19 protein-coding genes and 2 pseudogenes are annotated in these 15014 nt (G+C 39.6%); 2 read left to right on the top strand and 19 right to left on the bottom strand.

Annotated elements, in window-relative coordinates; genetic code table 11:
* Positions 1-51 precede the first annotated feature (51 nt).
* Entirely contained in the window at positions 52-2649 is a 2598-nt protein-coding gene (locus CSUNSWCD_RS06910; protein ID WP_009495159.1) for an AsmA family protein, read from the bottom strand.
* A 172-nt stretch (positions 2650-2821) separates the two neighbouring features.
* Between CSUNSWCD_RS06910 and groES the strand changes: the two genes are divergently transcribed.
* Together groES and groL are read left to right on the top strand one after the other, a co-directional pair.
* Positions 2822-3082, top strand: a complete 261-nt coding sequence (gene groES / locus CSUNSWCD_RS06905) for a co-chaperone GroES (protein ID WP_002946739.1) — start codon at positions 2822-2824, stop codon at positions 3080-3082.
* A 21-nt stretch (positions 3083-3103) separates the two neighbouring features.
* Positions 3104-4738, top strand: coding sequence for a chaperonin GroEL (groL, locus tag CSUNSWCD_RS06900; protein ID WP_009495158.1), 1635 nt, complete (start codon positions 3104-3106; stop codon positions 4736-4738).
* Between the two features lie 115 nt (positions 4739-4853).
* Here groL and CSUNSWCD_RS11750 read toward each other — a convergent pair.
* From CSUNSWCD_RS11750 to CSUNSWCD_RS10900, 18 genes and pseudogenes are all read right to left on the bottom strand, one after another.
* A pseudogene (locus CSUNSWCD_RS11750) lies at positions 4854-4988 on the bottom strand (IS1595 family transposase); the annotation flags it as partial.
* 119 nt (positions 4989-5107) lie between these two features.
* The gene (locus CSUNSWCD_RS06895) at positions 5108-5446 is read right to left on the bottom strand and encodes a M15 family metallopeptidase (RefSeq protein WP_009495157.1); all 339 of its coding nucleotides are present in this window, start codon (positions 5444-5446) and stop codon (positions 5108-5110) included.
* Between the two features lie 221 nt (positions 5447-5667).
* Positions 5668-6012, bottom strand: a complete 345-nt coding sequence (locus CSUNSWCD_RS06885; protein WP_009495156.1) for a hypothetical protein — start codon at positions 6010-6012, stop codon at positions 5668-5670.
* A 14-nt stretch (positions 6013-6026) separates the two neighbouring features.
* A complete protein-coding gene (locus CSUNSWCD_RS06880; RefSeq protein WP_009495155.1) occupies positions 6027-6377 on the bottom strand; it encodes a hypothetical protein in 351 nt (116 codons plus the stop codon).
* Positions 6378-6823: 446 nt separating this feature from the next.
* Positions 6824-7180 (bottom strand): hypothetical protein, encoded by a 357-nt coding sequence (locus tag CSUNSWCD_RS06875; RefSeq protein WP_009495153.1) that lies wholly within the window; start codon positions 7178-7180, stop codon positions 6824-6826.
* Complete coding sequence (locus tag CSUNSWCD_RS06870; RefSeq protein ID WP_034964548.1) at positions 7167-7724, bottom strand: hypothetical protein; 558 nt, start codon at positions 7722-7724, stop codon at positions 7167-7169. The genes CSUNSWCD_RS06875 and CSUNSWCD_RS06870 overlap by 14 nt, the downstream gene beginning before the upstream one ends.
* A gap of 2 nt (positions 7725-7726) precedes the next feature.
* The gene (locus CSUNSWCD_RS06865; protein WP_009495152.1) at positions 7727-7927 is read right to left on the bottom strand and encodes a hypothetical protein; all 201 of its coding nucleotides are present in this window, start codon (positions 7925-7927) and stop codon (positions 7727-7729) included.
* On the bottom strand, positions 7927-8688 hold the full coding sequence (locus CSUNSWCD_RS06860) for a hypothetical protein (RefSeq protein ID WP_034964546.1): 762 nt from the start codon (positions 8686-8688) through the stop codon (positions 7927-7929). Before CSUNSWCD_RS06860 ends, CSUNSWCD_RS06865 begins: the two co-directional genes overlap by 1 nt.
* The gene (locus tag CSUNSWCD_RS11900) at positions 8675-8803 is read right to left on the bottom strand and encodes a hypothetical protein (RefSeq protein WP_009495150.1); all 129 of its coding nucleotides are present in this window, start codon (positions 8801-8803) and stop codon (positions 8675-8677) included. Before CSUNSWCD_RS11900 ends, CSUNSWCD_RS06860 begins: the two co-directional genes overlap by 14 nt.
* Before the next feature lie 14 nt (positions 8804-8817).
* Entirely contained in the window at positions 8818-9762 is a 945-nt protein-coding gene (locus CSUNSWCD_RS06855) for a hypothetical protein (protein WP_009495149.1), read from the bottom strand.
* 33 nt (positions 9763-9795) lie between these two features.
* On the bottom strand, positions 9796-10107 hold the full coding sequence (locus CSUNSWCD_RS06850; RefSeq protein ID WP_122871205.1) for a hypothetical protein: 312 nt from the start codon (positions 10105-10107) through the stop codon (positions 9796-9798).
* A gap of 15 nt (positions 10108-10122) precedes the next feature.
* Complete coding sequence (locus CSUNSWCD_RS06845; protein WP_009495148.1) at positions 10123-10467, bottom strand: hypothetical protein; 345 nt, start codon at positions 10465-10467, stop codon at positions 10123-10125.
* Positions 10468-10480: 13 nt separating this feature from the next.
* Complete coding sequence (locus tag CSUNSWCD_RS06840) at positions 10481-10783, bottom strand: hypothetical protein (RefSeq protein ID WP_009495147.1); 303 nt, start codon at positions 10781-10783, stop codon at positions 10481-10483.
* Positions 10784-11026, bottom strand: a complete 243-nt coding sequence (locus tag CSUNSWCD_RS06835) for a hypothetical protein (protein WP_034964541.1) — start codon at positions 11024-11026, stop codon at positions 10784-10786. It abuts the gene before it with no gap.
* 5 nt (positions 11027-11031) lie between these two features.
* Positions 11032-12474, bottom strand: coding sequence for a hypothetical protein (locus tag CSUNSWCD_RS06830; protein WP_009495146.1), 1443 nt, complete (start codon positions 12472-12474; stop codon positions 11032-11034).
* Positions 12475-12576: 102 nt separating this feature from the next.
* Positions 12577-13017 carry a hypothetical protein gene (locus tag CSUNSWCD_RS06825; protein ID WP_009495145.1) on the bottom strand — a complete coding sequence of 147 codons (441 nt, stop codon included), beginning with the start codon at positions 13015-13017 and terminating at the stop codon, positions 12577-12579.
* 389 nt (positions 13018-13406) lie between these two features.
* Positions 13407-14387: an IS110 family transposase gene (locus tag CSUNSWCD_RS06810; protein ID WP_009495143.1), complete on the bottom strand. Its 981-nt coding sequence runs from the start codon at positions 14385-14387 to the stop codon at positions 13407-13409.
* Between the two features lie 262 nt (positions 14388-14649).
* A pseudogene (locus CSUNSWCD_RS10900) lies at positions 14650-15014 on the bottom strand (transposase); the annotation flags it as partial.

Below are 15014 nucleotides of genomic sequence, written 5' to 3'. Positions count from 1 at the left end.
TATCAAACCAGCGGAATTTTAATATTCTGTTGGTTTATATGTTTAAAATAGCTAAAACAACCCCTTAATAAGCCCTTTTATCGCATCTTTTTTAGCGTCTTTTTTTGCATCGCCCGTGGTGCCGTTTTCGTTATCCTTGCCGAATTTTTTATCCAAAAATCTATCCAGCTCTTTGACCGCCTTGCCTTTTAGGTAGTCCGAGCCGATTGTGTATTTTGGGTTATCGCTAGTGCCTGTGACCGTGATGTCGATGTCGGTTTTTTCGTAGTTCATCTTTATTGGCACGTTTACGGCCTTGGTCGCCATGTCGTATTTGCCGCTGGTTACCCAGACTCGGCTTCTAGTCGCGTTCATATCGGCGTTAAAGTCGATGAGGTTTTTGTTTATCGTGCCTTTTATTTTGCTGTTTTTATAGATTTCGCTCGTGATGTCGCGTCCGGTAAAAGTCCTTACCTGTTCGGTAAAATCGGTCTTTGCGAGCTTGCCTTCGTCTACGATGACGTCAAATTTGCCTTTTTGCGAGACGAGATTATAGTTCATCGTCATATCGCCAGTGCCGTCATAGACGTGCGAGAGGCCCAAAAAGTCGGTGAGGCCTTTGGCGGTAAAGCTTTTTAAATTTGCGTTTAGGATATCGTCTTTTAAGACCACCTTAAGATCGCCGTTAAAGAGCCGCGAATTTACGTTCGCGCTTAGCTTTTCGCCAGTTTTTGTCGCGTCGCCGATAACTAGCAAAGGCCCGTAAAGCGGTCGTCCCACCAAAAACTCGATCTCTTTTAGCTCTCTTATACCAAGCTCAAAGTCCGCCTTCGCCGAGCCGCTTTCAAGCTCGTAGTCGCCTTTTAGATTTTTTAGCGCGATTAGGTTCCTGTTCGCATTTGAGACGAGGTTTGCTAGTACGTCAAATTTGGCCTTACCGCCGTTTATAGCGATGTCTGCGTTAGCGTCAAATTTGGTGTCGTTTGGGAAGCGCTTATCTAGCTCTTTTGCTACGACGGCGCTATTTACTATGCCGTTTTTGACGTTAAATTTAGCCGTACCACTGAGATTTTTCGGATCCAGTCCGCTTAGATTTACCGTTCCGTCGATCACGGCGTCGGCGTAGTTTGGCAGCGCAGCCAGCGTAAATGCGTCTTTGAGCGAAAGCGCGCTTAGATTTGCCGCGAGTTTTTCGTTTTTGAGGTTTGCGTCTATCTTGCCGCCTAGAGCGTTTGCGTTTAGAACTAGCTCGCTAAGTGCGCCCTTTACGAGTTTTGCTGCGCCTTTTACGTCCACTTTGCCAGATAACTTTTTGCCGATTAGCTCTTCAAATTTACCCAGATCATCGATACCCGCGTCAAATTTGACGTCCGCGTTTTTATCATCCAGTCCGTAAACGCCGCTTAGGCTCTTTAGCTTTAAAAGCTCGGAGTTTAGCGAGGCATCAAATTTGGCTTTTGAGCTTGCTACGTCGGCGTTTGCGTTTAGTTCAAAAGCTAGCGGTTTGCTCAAATTTATCTCCTTTGCGACCTGTTTTAGCTCGGCCGGATTTAGCCGTGCGTTTTTGGTGGCGAGCTTAACCGAGCCGGAGATATTTTGCGTGTTGTGCACGTCGTTTAGCACCGCTTCGCCGCTGATTGTTCCGCCGACAAATGCCGGGAAGGCGGCGATTTTAACGAGTTCGTCAAGTTTTAGCGAGCTGATTTTGGCGATGAGTTTGCCGCCGTTTAGCACCGCATCGACGTTGCCGCCAAAGCCTTCAACCTTGACGTCGAAGTTTTTTAGCTCGCCGGCGGTGGCGATGACGTTGCCGTTTGCTTTAAACGCGCCGCTAAGCTTTTGCCCAACGACGGACTCAAATTTGGCCAGATCGTCCACGATGAGTTTTACGTCGCTGCTTAGGGTGTTTGAGTTTGGATCGTAGATCGTCTTGTCGCTGCCGATCGTGGCTAGCGGCGTGATCACGGCGCTTTTGGCGTTTACGATGCCGTCTTTGACGTCGGCTACGATTTTGCCGTTTGCGGCGAAATTTGACGGCAAAGTGACGTTAAAATCTTTTGCGATTAGCGCGTTATCGGTTTTTACGTCCAAGATATCGACGTTTGCGGTGCCGTTTGGCTTGCCACCGCTTTCTACGATATTTGCGACGGCAGAGATTTTACCGCGCGCATAGATAGGCTGACCTGCTAGCGCTAGGGCCTTTTCGACCTCTAAATTTTTGGCGTCGAGCTTTAGAGAAAGCGGCTTGTAGTCTTTTAAATTTGCGTCGAAGCTGACGTTTGAGCCTAGCATTTGTCCTACTCCGCTAGCGAGGAAATCGCTAAATTTGCCTTTTGCGATGCCTGAGATTTTCATGGCTTCGTTTAGCTTGACTCCGAGACTTTTTAGATCGCTAACGGCGACGTCGTATTTTAGATCGAGGCTTTGAGAGAAAATAGAAAGCCCGCCGTTTACGTTCGCTACGATCTCGCCGTTTACGTTCGCTACGATATCTACGCTCGTCGGACGGATCTGAAATTTGTCAAATTTAACGTCAAATCCACTTTTTTCTTTAATCAAATTTTGAGCATACGGCTTAACAAAACCGTTGCCAAAATCCGTAAAGGCCGCGACGTAAGCCGCGATAAGCAAAGCAAAAACCAGTCCGAGTAGGGCACCTAAAATTTTCATCGTCTATCCTTTAGATTTAGTTTAATTTTATTATGAAACTTGAGCCGATTATACTAAGACTTGTTAAGAATTTTAGCTAAATTATTGACAAATTCTAAAAATTTGACTATAATTTCATCACTCAAAACAAAAGAGTGCTAAAAAAGTAAAATCAAACCATAAAGGATGAATCATGAATTTTCAACCGTTAGGCAAACGAGTCTTAGTCGAGCGTCTCGAGGACGTCAAAACGACCGCTTCTGGCATCATTATACCCGATAATGCAAAAGAAAAACCTTTAAGCGGCAAGGTTTTGGCGGTATCAAGCGAGGTAGAAGGCGTGAGCGTGGGCGATAGCGTGGTTTTTGCAAAATACGGCGGCACTGAGGTCGTGCTTGATGGCAAGACGTATTTGGTTCTAAAAATCGAAGACGTTTTGGGCGTTTTAAAATAATCTAAATTTAAAGGAACAAAAATGGCAAAAGAGATATTTTTTTCAGACGAGGCTAGAAACAAACTATACGAAGGCGTTAGAAAACTAAACGACGCTGTAAAAGTAACGATGGGGCCTCGCGGCAGAAACGTGCTAGTGCAAAAGAGCTTCGGCGCTCCAGCGATCACCAAAGACGGCGTGAGCGTGGCTAAAGAAGTCGAGCTAAAAGACACCATAGAAAATATGGGCGCAGGCCTAGTAAAAGAGGTTGCCAGCAAAACAAACGACGAGGCGGGCGACGGCACGACTACGGCTACGGTTTTGGCGCACTCTATCTTTAAAGAGGGCTTAAGAAACATCACCGCAGGCGCAAATCCTGTCGAGGTAAAACGCGGTATGGACAAGCAAGCCGCAGCTATAATCGCCGAGCTAAAAAGCTTATCGCGCAAGGTAACCGATAAAAAAGAGATCGCTCAAGTAGCGACTATCTCTGCGAACTCAGACTCTGCTATCGGCGGGCTGATCGCAGACGCGATGGAAAAAGTCGGCAAAGACGGCGTCATAACCGTAGAGGAAGCAAAATCTATCCACGACGAGCTAAACGTGGTCGAGGGTATGCAGTTTGACCGCGGATATCTAAGCCCGTACTTTATCACAAACGCCGAAAAGATGCAGGTCGAGCTAAGCAATCCGTTTATCTTGCTATTTGATAAGAAGATTACAAATTTAAAAGACTTGCTACCTGTGCTTGAGCAGATCCAAAAAACCGGCAAGCCGCTACTAATCATCGCTGAAGATATCGAGGGCGAGGCTCTTGCGACGCTAGTGGTAAATAAGCTTCGCGGCGTACTAAACATCTCTGCGGTTAAGGCTCCTGGCTTTGGCGATCGCAGAAAAGCAATGCTTGAGGATATCGCGATACTAACTGGCGGTGAAGTAGTAAGCGAGGAGCTAGGCAGAACACTAGAAAGCGCGACTCTAAACGATCTAGGTCAAGCTTCAAGCGTCATCATCGACAAAGACAACACGACTATCGTAAACGGCGCAGGCGAGAAATCGGCAATCGATGCTAGAATCATCCAAATAAAAGCTCAAATCGCTGAAACTACAAGCGACTACGACAAAGAAAAACTACAAGAGCGCCTAGCTAAGCTAAGCGGCGGCGTAGCGGTCATCAAAGTGGGCGCTGCTACCGAGACTGAGATGAAAGAGAAAAAAGACCGCGTAGACGACGCTCTAAGCGCGACTAAAGCGGCCGTGGAAGAGGGTATAGTAATCGGCGGCGGCGCTGCGTTTATCAAAGCGAGCACAAAAGTGGATCTAAAACTAAGCGGCGACGAAGCTATAGGCGCTGATATCGTAAGACGCGCGCTAACCGCTCCTCTCCGCCAGATCGCTGAAAATGCGGGCTTTGACGCGGGCGTAGTGGCAAACTCCGTAAGCGTAAGCAAAGACGACAACTACGGCTTTAACGCAGCTACTGGCGAGTACGTGGATATGTTTAAAGCCGGTATTATCGACCCGGTTAAGGTTGAGCGCGTGGCTCTACAAAACGCGGTTAGCGTGGCGAGCCTACTTCTAACTACGGAAGCTACTATAAGCGAGCTAAAAGAGGATAAGCCGATGCCTGCCATGCCTGATATGAGCGGTATGGGCGGAATGGGCGGAATGATGTAATACACCTTTATCTGCGGGAGGCTCAGGCTTTCCGCAGGTTTTTTCTTTAAAATTTCCTTGAAAATTGTACAAGGAAAAAACCACAAAACTATCCTTTCTAATAATTAAAATAGGCTCAAGATAAGTTAAGCGGATTCTCTCTTGTCATCTTTAGTAAAATATGATAGAAGGTTTTTGTATCTTTACTGTTATTAGATCTAAATTCACACTCTTTAAGATGAAGTAAGAAATTCTCTTTTTTAATCCCTTTAAGATTTTAAGATAAATGTCAATATGTCTTTTTGATAATGCAGTTTGTGAGGTTATGGAAGCTCGATTATATCGAGGTTTTGTCAATGAAAAATATTTTTATTCTTATGTGTTTTTGGGTTAGCATTGTCTTTCAAAGTGCGGCGTATCTATGAAGTTTTTGAAATTACCGCCCCATTTGTTGTTTTTGTCTAGGCTTTCCCAATAGTCGCCAATGCTTTGAAGCTGTGTTTTTGATTGTAGCCATTCGCCACCTTTGAATATATGCAAATCGGCGGCACAACGCTTTAAGTGCATTGAATTATAAGTTTTTGATTTGCCCTCTTTGATATATAGGTATTGTTGTGCTTGCGTGCGCTCGACTTCGCCCAACCTGATTGTATAGCCGTTATCGATTAGATAGTTTAAGATTTGTACGAGGTCTTGAGTAAATTTTTCTTGATTTTGTCCTAGCGTCATTTGTGTAGCCTTACGTTTTGATTAAGGAATAAATCGTAAATCTTGTCAATTTTCTTTTCAAGGGTTGATATATCCTCGCTAAATGATTTTTCAAATAAAGATAACTTTTGATTAAAGGCGTTAAGCCTTTGAGAGATTATCCAATTAATAATTGTAAAGAATAGAGCCGTTATAGTTATCAACGGCTCAATATATTCCACTATGAAACTTGCTTGCATTGCCTAAGCGATAGTTATATGTTGCATATTTATAACAAAGACTTCTTCAAACTTAACCCCGTTAAAAGTTTTGTTTAAAAGCGCGGTGCGAATCTCGTCCTCGTCTTTGCTAAAATCTGCATAAAATTGAAATGTGTGTTTACCTTTACTAGTTTCAGATTTTCCAGTTACGGTTACGTCCCAAAGGTCAGTTACGACATCATTTCCCGACGTGCTTTCAACCTCATAAACGACAAATTTTCCGTCAAGATTATTCTCCGCAAAGGTTTTTGCCGTTGCTCCATCCGCAGGAACGGCAAAGCCGAACGTGCGATTTCCTAAAGTATTTCTTATTAATGATTTAGCCATCTTTACACCTTTCTTTATGCGTCGAATTTAAGCTTCGCGTATTCGCATTTTGTAGTTAGAACGTAGTCACAATCAAACTTACCCGTTATATCTGCAAGCAAATCTTTAAAGGTCTTAGAAGGCTTGACGTGAGGAACGCTAAACATCGTTGATAATCTACCCGTAGCGTCTTTTTTGCCTACAACTATGCTTTTCTTATTTAAAGGGCTAGGAATTGCGACGACCGCCGTGCCACCCTCGCCAACGTTTTTAAATTTTTCTACTTTACCGGCCATAAGACTAATTAACGCCGTAGTATCGCCGTCAGTCGCGCCAATAGCCGAAACGGTTAAAGGACGTAAGCCCTGAATGGTTTGCTTTAGCATTTTCTTTACTCCTTGAGTTTTTTATTTCTGCGTTATGCCTGCATAAACGATAAAATGGTAACAAAAAACGTTAATAATTGCTGTATTGCTTGCTAAAATATCCAAGAATACGAGTTTTATTAATAATAGCTAGCAAGTCCAAAAAGTCAAAGATTTACGCTAGCACGAGCCAAAGCGACACCGCTCAGCAGTTTAATCCGCGATAAACTAAATTTGACGGAATACAAACCACGAACGAAATAACAAAAGTCGCTTTGCGGGTAGCTCGTGCAAGCGGCATCTAGGGGAAAAGATGTTTATGTTTGGAAATCAAAAAAAGCCAAAGAGGAATCTAAGAAGCAACAAAGAGAGGAACGCCAAGCTCCGACGGCGCAGAGCGCCTGAAGCTTGGCGGGAAAGAAAATCAGGCAAAAAAAACTAAGGGAATAAGGATTAATTTTAGAAGCTCATTGCATAAATAAAGAACACGTAACGCTATCAACTTTAAGCCCACCTACTTCGAGGTATGTTTTACAAAGTTGCGTGAGCTTGTCCTCGTCCATTGTCTTTTTTACGTTATGGACTAGAACCTGTTTTTTACGGCGGTTGGAATTACTACAAAAAGCTTTATATTGCTTAAAATAGTTAAAATCATCTATCGGAGGCGTTGTCGCGTCGTCCTCAAAATGAACTTCATAAATATATTTAATCTTTGCAGTTGAAGCCGCAGTTAAAAACGCTTGCAAACTTGCTAAATTTTTAGCCTCAAGCGTTGAAGTAATAACGCGGTTTCCTTGTTGTTGAGTTACTTTATATAGTGGCATTTTTAGAAACCTTTACACCTAATATAATATTGTCGAAACGATTATAAGGAAAAGAACCAGAAGCACAAGCTGAATAAATATCAATAGCACGAGAACGAAAAAAATCAAAAGCCAGACCAAAAGAAACATTTTCAAATAAAAAATCAGAGGGATTAAGAAAAGGCGAAACGAAATAAGAAAAAATAGCCCCGCCATAATCAAAAGAAGTCAAAGAATTATAATAACTAAGAACATCATCAAAAATAGGAACTAAATCAGGAGCAGAAGGCGTCTTATAGAAATTCCCACGATGGTTGTTAAAAAAGCCTGAATTCCAATCGCCGTTATCGGGGTCATCTAAAGGAGGGGAAACGTATCCCTCGCCAACGTTATAATTAGCTTGACTAGTAAAAAATCGAGAATAAAAAGGAGCAGAGAGAGAACATTCAACTATATAATTACCAAAAGTATCAATTTCATAATAATAAGAAAAACGAAAAAGCTCAAGATAGTCAAGATAATAAGATGGCTTTTTACGACAACAACAACACATTAAAGCAAACATTTTTATTCTTTATCCTTGCCAAGAATACCGATACAAAGAAGTTTTAAAAGGCGGTTTGTTTCGTCGATTTTAGCTTCAAGCGTATCAGACTTAGAACTTTCAGGAGTTTTTAAAAGCTCTAAAATATCCTTTGAAGTTTTAGAAATTTCATTTAAAGCGCTCATTTCTTGATTAAAAGCAACTTGGCAATCTAAATCAGCCATTACGCACCCCCTGCTTTATTCTTATTATGAAAATATCCAAGACCATTAAGCATTTGCATAAACGCCTCGCTAAGCCCCACTATATCGCCCTTATCGTCTTTAACCCACATAAAATCAGCAACTTTATTTATCTGCTCGATGTCGATACTAGATGAACCCGTAATTTTGCGTAAAAGCTCTTTATCGGTAGCGGTAAATTTTGAGGTTAGAAGCTTAAACATAAGAGTTTGATTAAAGCTATCGGATTTGGCTTTGGCGTAGGCTAGTTGCTGGTCTTTAGTAGCAATAAGTTGATTTTTTTGCTGTTGAACATAACTAGCATTTTGATAAAAATTGCTTTCGGACTGCTTGCGATTAAACATCGCATTAGCGCCAGTAGTCACAACCTGCGCATAACCAACGCGAGCCTCAGTCGATACACCCAAAAACCGCGAAATCATACCAGCCTTAGCACCCTTAAAAAACTTACGCGCAAGCCCCTTAACTTTTGAACTCAAAGGATTTAAAATAACAACCAAAAGAGCGATAGCACTATCAACGATTTTTTGTAATAAAGCCTCTTGTTTTTGCATATAAAGCATTAAAGCAGAGCTGAACATTATCGTTATACCGCTATCAATAGCATCTTTTAAAATACCATCAGACATCCCATTATCTTTAAGCTTTTTAAGAACAACGTCATAAGCAACGTTATACGTCAAATCCTCAAATATTTCCTCAACGCCAAGTTTTAAAATACGGTTAGAATTATTTTCCGCCATCTTTATAACCTATCGTATATTGCTTATCAACTTCGCTAGAATAAGGAATACTCCAAAAATAATAAAGCGCACCAACAAACAAAGCAAAAATTAAAGCTTCAACAAAAAATTTCATAGCAAACCCCTTTTTTATTTAGTATATTGCGAATCAACAGAACTAGAATAAGGAACATTAAACAAGCCCGTTATATCGGGTAAATCGCCAAATAAATCCTCTATATCGCTATCCAAAAGTTCAAAATTATTTATATCTGTATTCTTTTTGGCTTGAGTAGCATTATTAGCGGTTTGCGCATCTCTAGGGCTTAAATTTGCCACCGTTTCGCCGTCAAGGTCTTTAATCACTTGTGGCGTTTTCTCGTAAGCGTAACGGTCTTTTTCTATATCTAATAATCCCTTGCCATTTTCTGAAATTTTAGCCAAATCGTCCTTAACTGTAGCTATCTTTGCCAAATTTTCATTAATACCATTTAAGGCGACCGAAACCTTATTACTACCGCTATTAAACGCGACAGTATTAGCACCCTCTTTAATAGTAGTAGAAACATTTTCAAGAGAACTTTTAAAAGCCCGCTCTAAAGAACCAAGACCACGAGAAATTTTATTTAGCCCCGTAGTTTGTCCCATTTTTGAAACAAGACGGCTTAAAATATCGTTTTGCTTAGCAATCTCGCCAATAAGACTACCGCCCGAACCGCCATTATTCGGCGGGGGCGTTGGCGTGTCGGGCTGTGGCTTTTCAGGATTTTCAATTTTAGATTTATCGCTACGAATAGCCTGCTCAAAAGCAGGGGAAACGCCCGAGCCAAGATTTGAACGTATTTCGCCAAAAGCACGACCACCACCACCAACATCTTTATTATTATCAAAAGAACCGACTTCATTACCATCACTATCAAAATATTTATTAATGATATCGCCGTTTTTTAACTCGCCGGTCTTTTTGTTTTCATACACGCCGTCATCATTAAGATAAAAGTCGCCTTCATCGTTTTCACGGGGGGACATACCCTCAGCGACAACATTACCACTCTTATCAAAAAAACGCCAATGATACTTTATCTCAACGCCCATAATAACCCCTTAACCATAACTTTAATCAACACCTTAACCCCCGTTAGCGGGCGATTCAGATGCAGGCATAACATAAACAGCAGGTAGAAAATAGACATAAGAACGGTCATTGCAACCACTATGCTTATCACTGATAGCAGTGGCAGAACCGCCCGTATCAAGAGGAACGACACAATAAAAAATCCCAAAATCACTTTTAGAGATTTGAGCCAGAAAGCTAAAAGCAACTTGATAAACGCTTTTATCAATAGTGCAAACAACCCTAGCACCATCAAAAAAAGAACCATAATCACCATTCAAACTAAAAGAACGAACATCTAAATCAATATTTGACACCGAAGGCATATTCTTTATCCTTTATTATGAAATTATCTTATAAATTTTATCCCAAGCCGCGTCAATAGCTTTTATATTTGCCGACGCTTGCTCCAAAAGCTTAATAACCTCGTCTTTATTAGGCTCTTTCCCCGTTTCAACTTGCTTTAAATAATTGTCTAAAGCCTCCGCCGTAGCCGTAAGCCCTAAAACCTCACTTTGCGCTTTTTTATCGTCAATCTCTGACAACTTTTCAAGCACCGAACCAGCAAGAACCGCACCCGCCTTTACTTTTGGAAAAAACACACTTAAAACGGGGGATAAAGCCCCAAGTATATTATTAGCCGCCTCACTTGTTTTAGCGATAACCTCTTTTATATTATTCGACATTCTTTAATCTCCTTTAATCAAATAAATTTAAACTTTGTTGTTTAACGGCAAAGAGATAAACCCTACCGCGCATCAATTCAAAATCCCGAGCTTTACAAAAAGCTTTTAAATCTAAATTTTTACAATCTTCGTCATACTCCTTAAATATTTGTGAGCCAAGCCAATTTTTAGGCGTAGCCCTTAAATTTTGCGTTTGATAAATGATTTTCGCCTTTTGCTCAAAATATTCACGCTTAATTTGATAATGCGCCAAATCAATACAAAACTTATTATTGTTTTGCAAATACTTATTTAAAATTTGCTCCAAAATATTCATTTATAAATACCTAAAACCCAAATAACCATACTTTTTAGCAAAAGCGTCCAATAAATCACCATCATCATCATAACCGTATAAGTTTTCACTAGGAAACGAATAAAAAGAATTAAAAAAAGGAGCGGAATAAACGTTATCGCCGTCCTCAATAGCAACCCTAGTCTCATCAACAGTAAGACCAAAACCGAGCTGAGGAAACTCCAAACAAGGATAATGCTCTGCATTAACTAATAAAACACACATAATTCTTAATCCTCCAATCTTTGCGCTTGTAGTATTTTCAAAGCGTCTTTTATAGGTTTTTTATACTTATCGCTACGTATTTCTTTAAGAGCGATGATAAATTCATCCAAACCGAAATACATCGAACTAGTAAGCGGATTATCAATATAAACACCACAATCATTTATAATTTTTTCGTTTTTGTTAAAATTACCCGCTAACTTAGATAAACCGTATTCGTGCAAATTTAAACCCTCGCGCTCCAAATCTTTCTTGACTTCATCAAGCACAATCAAAAAATTATTATAATCGTAACCCAGATTTGTATATACGGCAGATACAAAAGCCTTTAAAGCTTTTTTAGCTTGTTTTAGGTCTTTTGATTTTATAAAATCGTGCTTTGACAATTTAGCAAAGCGAGTATCATCCCAATCAGCTAGAAAATCCCAAAATTTTAAGCGGGTTTCGTCTTGGTCACAACGTTGGTAAATTTTACGAACACTATCAGTTTGAACGCTATTATTTGATATTCTTTCACGCTCTTTAACCGTCAAATCATACCATTTACAAATATTTAGCCCGGTAGCCCAAAATCTACCCAAATTTAAAAATAAATAATCCACTTCATCAACCGTATTAAACGGAATTAATCTTTGTATTCTTGCACGTCCAAATTCTACTTCGTGACGGAATACACATAAATCTTTATCAAAAATAAAACCGTTTAAAGCCCACTTAGTAAAAACTAACTCAGAGATATTTTGATTTTTAACCTGCTTTACTTTGTCATATACACGAAACATATCGGGATTTTTACCAAAACTAGCACCTTCAAAACGGTTAAAACGCATGAAATTATTAACCGTGACGGTGTTTATGTCTATGAATGTTTTTGCTGCGTCATCACTGCTTATTAGGTCATCATCGTCAGTTTTACCGATACTCTCGCCAAAATTACTTATTTTTTTTAAAGAGCGAAAATTAAAAAAATCAACGGGAGTATATTTTATCCCTGCAACATCTGCGCATAAATCTAGGCGTAAAATCTTTATTTGAAAATTTATCCCCAAAATCTCAGATAAAAATTTTTTAACCTGCGTCATACAATATTCGTGACCGTATTTTAATAAATACACCGACCTAAATTGTAATTTTACGTGGTATATACTCGTAGCTTCAAAATCAGCGTCCGAAACGTTAAAAAATACGTCATCATTTCTAACGTAACCGATATAAGCGCCCGTGCTTTTGCTACTTACGAGGAAATCGCCGTAATTTAGACCTAGATTTGTTTTTTCTACTTTTTCGCCAAAAGTCTTAATCATCTGTGCCGCCTCTTTAGCGCGCTTGATTTGAGCTACGAAAGGCTTAAATTTAGTATTAAATACAATCTCATCTAAACAATTAACGCCGATAACTAGCGTGTCGATACCTTGATGGACGATTTTGGGAGATGATACTATTTGCATTTTAAGCCTTTAAATAGATTTTAGATTTTTAGGTAAGTGAGACAATGTCCCGACCTTACCACCTGATAGACGGGGCGCAGGCTAAGCCAAACGCCCTAAAATTCAAGCTTTCGCGCCTTCGAGCTTTAGCATTGCCGTGACAAAAAGCTCTATAGCAGGAGTAAATTTGTCAAATACGATAACGGGTGTAGTATTGTAGGCGTCAGCGTATAGCCTAAACTCAATTTTGCCGTTAGCAATATAAATCTCATCCTCGTCTAATTCGTTAAACTGTGCTTGCGTTATGCGCGTCGTATGCTCACCCCCGCTATTCATTGCGACGTAAGTCAAATGATAGGTGTTGTCCCATCTTTCAGGCTCGCCGAACTCGTTTGTTATATCGTTTCCGTCTTTATCCTTTTTAATCTTGCCCTCAACCTCTTTAAGTTTCTTGACCCTAATCTTTTGTGAAAAAAGGTCTTTTGACTGATTAAGCGCGCGATAAATTTCTTTCGCGTGTTGCTCTTGCTCGGGTGTGTATAGTGGTGCGGTAGTCTTTGCCATTGTGTTAATTCCTTTCTTTGTGTGATTCGTTTTCGTGTAGTCTGAATTCAGTATCGTAAAAACCATGCTGAATGTAGAGAATAGGGGTATTTTTTGAATACCCGCAAACAAATTTAAGTTCCTGCGCGTCATAGTCAATCGACATTACTTCGGCGAACTTGTCGCCGTGATACTGCTTTGACTGCGGAGAACGAACTTCAAGCTTAAGCATTTATTTAGCTCCTTTTTGTGAAATTTGATTTACTTCGTTAATTTTTGTTTCTAATAAATAGCGGTCTTGTATTATCCTTGATACAGTGCTTTCATCTATACCGCTATCTTTTATAATATCCTTACGGGATATTTTCTTGTACTTACGCGCAAGCAGGTTATAAGCGCTTAGCAAGAACTTAGCTTGTGCGAGCGTGATATAAATTTTCATTGATATAACTCTCATTTAATGGAAACAAAGATTTTAAATAGCGCACGATTGCACACATTACGGCAACTAGCGCAACTTTTTTCTTTTTGCCTTTACTTACTAGGTTTTCGTATCTTTGCTTAAATTTATCGTTAAAACGAGCACAAGAAATAGCATTTAAAAATAATATGCGCCTTATTGCAGGACTACCACGCTTATTTATTTTTGGCGACTTATGCACGCTCGAACCGCTTTCATATATGCGAGGGCTTAAGCCAAGAAATGAAATAAATTGCTTTTCCGATTTTGCGCGGTTAAAATGAAGCTGAGGAAATAAATTTAAAGCTAGGTCAATACCGAAACCTTTATTATCTTTGATAATTTGCTCACAGTTTGGAACAAAACTTTTTAAAATTTCAAAGGCTAGGAGCTTTATTTTTTCCTGTGTTTTTTGAACGTGAAACGTTAGAGATTTGATTATTTCGGATAGCTCCGTATCGGCTACAAAGTCCTGTGATTTTTTAAAATTTTTAAGCTGTGTTTGAATTTTTGATAAAAGCAGTATTGTAGAATTGTAGCTTTTGATTAAATTGTATTCGTGATTATACGTGCTAGGGTTTAAATCGGATTTGAATATACGGCAATATAAAGCCAAGCCGTAAGCATCCGTAACGTCTGATTTTTGATAAGTTAAATGCTTTAAAAAGTGGGAAATTTTAGCAGGATTTAGCGCGCTGTGTTTTATATTTAAATCAGTTAAAGCAGATTGTAGCGGCACGTGATAGTTATTTGTATGCTCAAAAACGATAAAAATATCATCTTTGATAAAAGATTGAAAATAAGCTTTAATCGTATCCGTATCGTTAGGAAGCGACACAAATTTAGGCCTTGTATTTTCAACGGGAGTTAAAAAGCAAAAATCGATTTTATCTCTTGAAACATCAGCACCGACAAAGAAAACTTTTTTCATCTGATACCCCTTAAATTTTTAAAATGTTTTGGCTTTTAATTCTTTCTTGTATTCAGTGAACGCATAAACGGCACTAAGATTTTTAAACGAATTATATTAAAGCCCGTGAAGCCCGAAAATCTTAAAGACAGGGTTAAGCCCCTAATTTAGATACGAGGAACTTCACGGAAAACATTTTAACCGAAACAAACCGAGATATTAAACTTTTATTTGAGAAACCAGCTTTATATAAGCTCGGGGTGTTTCGTAGGGTGTATCATACAAATTTAGATAATCTATGTTTAGCATATCCTCGTCTGTTTACAGTAGCAAGACAAAGTCGCAGCTAAAAATTCTCAATGCCGTTTATATGATTTTTACCATTTGCGTCTTGCAAAGCAGCAAGCGTAGCGTAGCTAAAATTCATTCTTAGAATGTTTTACCCTATAATGAGCTAAAGCTGCATAATCTACTAATCCATCATAAGCTTTCCAACAATCAGAGTATATAGTAGAGCTATCAAGCTCGCTATATTTGGGTAGTATGGGTATCAACTCGCTAGCAGAGCAGTTTTTAACTATCCCAGTATAGACTTTGCCATCTCTTTTAAGCATACCGTTCTGCTCGCAGTAACGAGCAAAGCGAAGT

Origin of the sequence: Campylobacter showae CSUNSWCD (genome assembly GCF_000313615.1) — a bacterium.
Taxonomy (GTDB): Bacteria; Campylobacterota; Campylobacteria; order Campylobacterales; family Campylobacteraceae; genus Campylobacter_A; species Campylobacter_A showae_A.
The sequence above is the reverse complement of the archived record's forward strand: the minus strand, read 5'-3'. Positions and strand labels throughout refer to the sequence as shown.